The 5,901-nt window shown below is 67.8% G+C and carries 4 protein-coding genes; all 4 read left to right on the forward strand.

Features of this window, described 5'->3' with window-relative positions; all coding sequences use genetic code 11:
* On the forward strand, positions 1-909 hold a 909-nt coding region (locus VNC39_RS05725), incomplete at its 5' end, for an HlyD family type I secretion periplasmic adaptor subunit (RefSeq protein ID WP_325397073.1).
* Between the two features lie 39 nt (positions 910-948).
* The gene (locus VNC39_RS05730) at positions 949-2,763 is read left to right on the forward strand and encodes an SEL1-like repeat protein (protein WP_325397075.1); all 1,815 of its coding nucleotides are present in this window, start codon (positions 949-951) and stop codon (positions 2,761-2,763) included.
* Positions 2,764-2,912: 149 nt separating this feature from the next.
* Positions 2,913-5,627: a glycosyltransferase gene (locus tag VNC39_RS05735; protein WP_325397077.1), complete on the forward strand. Its 2,715-nt coding sequence runs from the start codon at positions 2,913-2,915 to the stop codon at positions 5,625-5,627.
* Entirely contained in the window at positions 5,624-5,863 is a 240-nt protein-coding gene (locus tag VNC39_RS05740; protein WP_325397078.1) for a hypothetical protein, read from the forward strand. The genes VNC39_RS05735 and VNC39_RS05740 overlap by 4 nt, the downstream gene beginning before the upstream one ends.
* The last annotated feature ends 38 nt before the right edge of the window (positions 5,864-5,901 follow it).

The raw sequence follows: 5,901 nt of genomic DNA on the forward strand, positions 1-5,901 counted from the left end.
CAGCAGATCGGCCAGTACGACTTCACCATCCAGGGTTTCGATGCGAAAATCGCCGAACTGCGCACCGATATCGAAGGGTTCAAGGCCCAGGCCGCCTATTACCAGCAGCGCCTGGGCATCGCCAGCAACGTCGAAACAATGCGCCGTCAGCTGCAGAATTTGCAGGTCGGCAGCAAACTGGACACGCTCTCCGCCACCGACGACCGCGTGAACATGCAGGCGGAGCTTGCCAGCGCCGTGTCGTCGGCGGCGGCAAATGAGCGCGAGCTGGCCTCGCAACAGGCGCAGCGCGACAGTTTCGACGCGCAATGGAAAGCGCAGATCTCGCAGCAACTGGTCCAGGCCATCAACAGCCTGGCGCAGGCCCGGCAGGCTCTGACCAAAGCGCGGCTGAACGAGCGGGAGGTCGACCTTACCGCGCCGCGCGACGCCATCGTGCAGTCGATCGCGCCGATTTCGGTCGGCTCGGTGCTCCAGGCCGGGGCGACCTTGATGACGCTAACGCCCACGGACGCCCGGCTGAATGTGGAAGCCGATGTCGGCGGCGGGGATTCCGGCTTCGTGCGGGTCGGCGACCATGTCACGATCAAGTTCAATACCCTGCCGTTCCTGCGCTACGGCACGGCCGAGGGGACGGTTCGTGCGATCAGCCCGGAAAGTTTCAATCCGCTCGACACGCAGGCGCCGCTCGCCACCGGCACCCCGCTGCCGGGAGCGCCGCAGACTTTGTACTACAAGGTGCGGATTTCGCTCGACCGGGTGCAATTGCATAACTTACCGCAAGGCTTCCGTCTCGTGCCCGGCATGCCGCTGGAGGCGGATGTGAAAGTCGGCACCCGCACGGTGCTGAGCTATTTCCTGCAACGCATCATGCCTGTCGTCTCCGGGAGCATGCATGAGCCCGGCTAGAACGATCTGTCCTGGGAACGACTCACGGCGCGGTTCGCGATGCCGACAGCAAGGCTGACGCTCGCCGACCGACTGGCCATGCGCAAGCCGGACACGGCGCTGGCCCGGGCCCAATCTTTGCAGGCCCAATCTTTGCAGGCCCAGTCTTCGCTGGCCCAGTCTTTGCTGGCCCAGTCGTCGCAGGATCCTGGCCTGAAGCTGCGCGCCGTCAAGCTTTTCGCGGTCGCCGCCGCCGCCGGGCTGACTGTGGCGGAACGCGAGCTTGGCCATTGCTACCTGCTCGGCGAAGCGGTGCCGCGCAACCCGTCCGAGGCGGCGCGCTGGTTCGGCCGCGCCGCGGAAAAAGGCGACAATGATTCGCGCCGCTACCTGGCGGGGCTGGCCATGGCGGGACATCGCGAAAGCGGCGCCGACGCGGCCTTGTTCCGCCAGGAGCACGGTACGCCCGATTTTGCCACCGCCTTGCGCTGGGCGCTGCTGGCGGCGGCGGAAGGCGATGTCGAAGCGCAGGTGATGGCCGGGTTCATCTACGCCGCCGGACCGGAGGATCTGCGCGACACCGCCCGGGCGAGATTCTGGTACGGCAAGGCGGCGGCGGCCGGCGCGGCGCGCGGGCACCTTGGCTTCGGCGTGATTCTCCTCCATGGCGCGAAAACCGATGTCGATACAGTCTCCGCCATCGCGCATATCCGCCAGGCGGCCGACGAGAAACTCCCCACCGCGCATTATTATCTCGGGCTGATCTACGAAAAGGCGATCGGCGTACCGGCCGATGCCACGCTCGCCGCCACCCACTACGGGCTCGCGGCACATGCCGGCATCGTCAGCGCCCAAACCAAATACGGTACCATGCTGTTCCATGGGCTGGGGCTCAAGGCGAACCGCGTGCAGGGCGAATCCTGGCTGCGTCGCGCCGGCCTGGCCGGGGACGCCGAAGCCGCGGTGAGCATCGCCCAGCTTTATGCCCATGGCGGCGACCTGCCGCCGAATTACGCCGAGGCGGCGCTGTGGTTTCGCCGCGCGGCCGAGGCCGGGCACCACGATTCTGCCCGTGCCTTGGGTGTGCTGTACATGACCGGCGCCGGCGTGGGGCGCGATGCCGATGAGGCCGCAATCTGGTTCGAGCGCGCCGCCGCGGCCGGGGATACGATCGCCCAGGCCGATCTCGCCACCGTGCTTCTGAGCGGCCGCACCAGCGCGCTGCTCACCGGCGCCATCCCGGTGCATGAATGGTTCGAGCGGGCCGCCGAAGAAGGCGACATGATCGGCGCGTTCAATTTCGCCGTCTGCCTGGCCGAAGGCGTGGGCTTGCCGAAAGACGAGGCCCGCGCCGCAACCTGGTTCCGCCGCGCCGCCGCCTCGGTGGTCAATGCGCGCTACTGGTACGGGATGATGCTGGCGGAAGGGCGCGGCGTGACGCCGGACCCGGTGGCGGCGCGGTCCTGGCTGAGCCAAGCGGCGGACCTCAATTTCGCCCCGGCGCTGGTGGCGCTGGCGGAGCTGCATTTGCACGGCACCGGCGGACCGCGGGACCATGAGGCAGCCCGGCTGCTCTATGCGCGCGCCGCCAAGAGCGGCCATGCCGGGGCGATGTTCTCGCTGGGCGCGCTGCATGGCGGCGGCCATGACATCCCGGCCAACCCGGAAGTGGCCCTGTTCTGGTACCAGGCCGCGGCGGCGCGCGGGCATCCCATGGCCGCGCTGATGCTCGGCAAATTTCTCGTGCGCGGCATCGCCACCCGGCCGGACCACGCCGCCGCCCGCGTCTGGCTGTTGCGCGCGGCGGAAAACGGCGTCGACGTGTCCGCCGAACTGGCCCGGCTCGATCCGCCCGCACCAACTCCTGATCCGTAGACCATGGCGACACAGACAAGAAAGGGCTTCTTTTTTAAAAAAAAGAAGCAAAAAACTTTTTTAACCTGGGCCCGTGCCATCTCAACGCCTCAGGCCCAGCATAACAAAAGTTTTTGCGCCGCTTTTTTCAAAAAGCGGCCGCTTTCGTCATGAACGCCATCGCCGGCCCCGTCGCCGCCTGGGCGCGTGCCAGCGGCACTGACGGGCTACGCTGGCTCAAGCGCGCGGCGCGTCTGGCGCCGGACGATCCGCGCATCGCGCTCGATCTGGCGCTCAAATGCCTGGAAGCGGCGCCGCGCGAGGCGGAGGAAGCGCTGGCGGCCTTGGCCGTGATCCATGATGTGGCGGCGATCTGGCTCGGCCTGGCCCTTGCCCGGCAGCGCGGCGGCGATGCAGCGGGGGCCGCCACCGCCCTCTCCGTCCTGCTGGAGCGCCATTGCGTCACGCCGGCGCCCGGCTTCACCGCCCTCGCCGACCGGATTGCGCGGCAAGCCGGTTATGGCGGCTGGCAGGGCATGACCGAAAACGGCGCGATGCTGCGCCGTGGCGGCGGAACGATGCTGGGCGCGCCCGACCTCAAAATCCTGCACCGGGTCGAAGGGGTGGTGGAGGTGACCAAGGCCGGGCTGGCCGGCTGGGCGGCGCGGCCCGCCGCGCTGGCGCGCCCGGCCTTGTTCCTCCATGACGCCACCGGGCGAAAACAGCCCATCCGGCTCGGCGCGAAACTGCAAGCCGACGCGACGGCGCCGTTTCTGCGGCGCTACCGGTTCCGGCTGGACTCGGATTCGCTGCGCGCGCTCGCACCGCCTTTTCGCATCTCCGGCCCGGATGGCGCGCCGCTCGCCGGCAGCCCGGCCGATCCTGCGGTTCTGTCGCTTCCCCCGGTCGCGGCCAAAACGCGCGGCACGCCGCCCGGCGCGACCCCGGCGAAACGACCGCTTTGCGTGGTGGTACCGGTTTATCGCGGGTTGCAGGAGACCCAGACCTGCCTGAACGCGCTGTTCGGCGCCGTCTCGCGCCGGACGAAGATCATCGTGGTGGACGACGCGTCGCCCGAGCCGGCACTGGCCGCATGGCTCGACGAATGCGCCGCAGCGCGGCGGATCGTTTTGCTGCGGCATGACGTAAATGCCGGCTTTCCCGCCGCGGCGAATGCCGGCATCGAAGCCGCCGGCGAGTGCGATGTTCTGCTCCTGAACAGCGACACGCTGGTCCCGCCCGGCGCGGTCGCGGCCCTGCGAAGGGTGGCTTATGCGCAGGCCGATACCGGCAGCGTCACGCCTTTTTCCAACGCGGCTGCCATCCTCAGCTATCCGCGCCCCGGCGGCGGCCATCCGCCGCCCGATCTCGCCGAAACGATCCGGCTGAACCGCCTGGCGCGCCGGGCGAACCACGCGGGGAGCGTGGAAATCCCCACCGGAATCGGGTTCTGCCTGTATCTGCGCCATGATGCGTTGCGGGCCGCCGGGCTGTTCCGCGCCGAACTTTTCGCGCAAGGCTATGGCGAGGAAAACGATTGGTGCCTGCGCGCCCGGCAGGCCGGGTTCACGCACCGCGCGGCGACCGGCGCCTATGTCACGCATATCGGCGGCGTGTCGTTCGGCGCTGAGGCTGCCGGGTTGCAGCGGCGCAATCTGCGCCTCCTGGAACGGCTTTATCCCGGCTACCGCCGGCTGGTGACGGCGCATATCGAAGTCGACCCCTTGCGGCCGGCCCGCGCGCGGCTGGACGCGCAGCGCCTCGCCGCCACGCAAAACGGGCGGGAGTCGGTGCTGGTGATCACGCACAACCACGGCGGCGGGGTGGCGAGGCAGGAAGCGGCGGAGCGGCAGAGCTGGCGCGCGCGCGGATATCGCCCCTTGCTGCTGCGCCCGCAGCTTCCCGAACAACCCGACCGGACGCCCTATCCCTGGCCGGCGATGCTCAGCGACGCCGACGAGGACGAAACGAACCTGATATTTTCGCTCCCCCGGCAGAAACCGGACCTCCTGCGCCTGCTGCGGAGATTGCACGTGACCAAAATCGTGCTGCACCACACGCTCGGGCACGATGACTCCGTGCGCGACCTGGCGGCCGCGCTCGGGCTGAAGCAGACCATCATCATCCACGATTATGCGAGCTTTTGTCCGCGCGTGAATCTGCTGGCCCCGACAGCGGGCGATGCTGCTCCCCGCTATTGCGGCGAACCTGACGATGAAGGGTGCGCCGCCTGCTGCGCTTCGGACCCGGAGAACGTGGCCATCGCGCTGCCCGCGCCGGCGCTCCGGGCCCGCAATGAAAAAGCCTTCACGGCGGCAGCCGATCTCATCGCCCCGTCGGCGGATGCGGCGCGGCGCATCGTCCGGCATTTTCCCAGAGCGCGCCCGCAGGTCACCCCCTGGGAGAATCTCCGCCTCCCCGCGCCGCGCCCTCCGGCGCGCGGCTTCCGGCGGATTGCGGTGATCGGCGGCATCGGCCCGGCAAAGGGCCTGCACGTTCTGCGCGCCTGCGCGCAAGACGCGGCGGCGCGACGGCTGGGGCTGGAATTCACCGTCATCGGCTGCAGCGCCGATGATTCCGCGCTGCTCGCCGCCGGCGTGTTCGTCACCGGCCCCTACCGGGAAGGCGAAGCGGCCGCGCTGCTCGCGGAACACCAGCCGGACCTCGCTTTCCTGCCCTCGATCTGGCCGGAAACCTGGTGCTTTGCCTTGAGCGAAGCCTGGGCTGCCGGACTCTATGCCGTGGTGTTCGACCTCGGCGCTCAGGCCGAGCGGATGCGCGCCACCGGGCGCGGCCTGTGCCTGCCGCTGGGCCTTCCGCCGCCCCGGATCAATGACGTGCTGTGCCGCTGGCAACCGATGGAGAAGAAAGCAGGTGCTTTTTGAAAAAAGCGCCGCAAAAACTTTTGTTATGCTGGGCGGAGGGGCTGAAGGTTCCGACGGTGCGTAGCACCGTTGGAATAGCCCCGGAGGGCATGGGCACCATCAGGGACAGCGCCCATGGCCCGCATAAAATCAAAGTTTTTTTGCTTCTTTTTTTCAAAAAAGAAGCGCTTCCTTACTCCTCAATTTTTTACAAAATTTATAACGATATCGTTTTGATTTTGTTTCAAACATGCTAGCTAAACGTGTGTTCAAATAAAAAACCCTGCTCGGGAAG

Origin of the sequence: Acidocella sp., from assembly GCF_035535915.1 — a bacterium.
Taxonomy (GTDB): domain Bacteria; phylum Pseudomonadota; class Alphaproteobacteria; order Acetobacterales; family Acetobacteraceae; genus Acidocella.